Origin of the sequence: Mesorhizobium sp. M7A.F.Ca.ET.027.03.2.1, assembly GCF_003999175.1 — a bacterium.
Taxonomy (GTDB): domain Bacteria; phylum Pseudomonadota; class Alphaproteobacteria; order Rhizobiales; family Rhizobiaceae; genus Mesorhizobium.
This window is the reverse complement of record NZ_RZOM01001467.1, coordinates 1-1,099: the sequence shown is the minus strand read 5'-3', so window position 1 is coordinate 1,099 and position 1,099 is coordinate 1. Positions and strand designations below refer to the sequence as shown.

The 1,099-nt window shown below is 64.0% G+C and carries 1 protein-coding gene; it reads right to left on the bottom strand.

Features of this window, described 5'->3' with window-relative positions:
• A partial coding sequence (locus EN750_RS35665) for an MFS transporter (protein ID WP_145968255.1) occupies positions 1 to 1,026 on the bottom strand: 1,026 nt, incomplete at its 3' end.
• Positions 1,027 to 1,099 lie beyond the last annotated feature (73 nt).

The window sequence follows — 1,099 nt, the reverse complement described above, 5'->3', positions numbered from 1 at the left end:
GCCCCACATCAAGGAAAAGGCCGCATTGCCGGCAACCAGTGCGGAACCGGTGAAGCGTTCGCCGAGCTCGATGATGGACATCGTGTAAATGCCGTAGGAAACCGCGCCCCAGACAAAGATCATCGGCCAGATCAGCGGCGACTCGATGAGAAGCGGAAGCAGGACGCAGCCGAGCACCGTGATCGCGACGCAGGCAAGCCGCACCAGGCGCGCGGAAAGCCTTTCTGCCAAAAGGCCGAGCGGCACCTGCATGGCGATATTGCCTGCAATCATCGCCGACAGCAGCGCCGACATGCGGGTCTCGGTGATGCCGTGACGGGTGCCATAGACAGGCAGCAACGCCAGCGCGCCCTGTTCGAAGCCGGCGGCGACTATGACGGCAAACAAAAGCAGCCACGCCAGCGGCATGAAACCCAGGACGGAAATCTGATGCCCGGTCTCGTCGACCCTGGGCAAGCGCGGCAGCACCAAGCCCAGGCAGATGCCGCACAGCACGAAGGCGGAGATGCCGACGAGGAAGGGCGGCCAGCCCTCGGTGCCGACTGCAAGCAGGCATAGCGGCCCGGCCGCGAAACCGGCCGAGATGATCGTCGAATAGACACCCATGACGCGCCCTCGCCGCGCCGGCGGCGCCAGCGCGATGACCCAGATCTCGCTCAGCACATAGAGCGGGTTGGTCACCACACCGATCAGGAAGCGCAGGGGAAACCACAGATAGACATTCTGCGTCCAGCCGATCAGCGCCAGCACGACAGCCGAAAGCGCCGCACAGGTAAGCGCTGTGCGCCCTGCCCCGAACCGGCGGGCCAGCGCCGGGATCAATGGCGACGACAGGATGAAACCAATCGGCGTCATGGCCGCCGACAGGCCGATCATCGCCGGCGAAACGCCCTGGCGCTGCAGGATGAAGCTCAGCAGCGGATAGGACAACCCTTGCGCGATGGCGAACACCGAGACGGTCGCGATCACACCGGTGATCGCCGCCCATTGCATCGTCTCGTCCTCGTTCGATTCAACCAAATTCATTGTGCGCACCGCTATCGAGGCTGCAGGATTAGCGATTGAGCAACGCGGTGGTAAGCCCCTGGCAGGCGAAAAC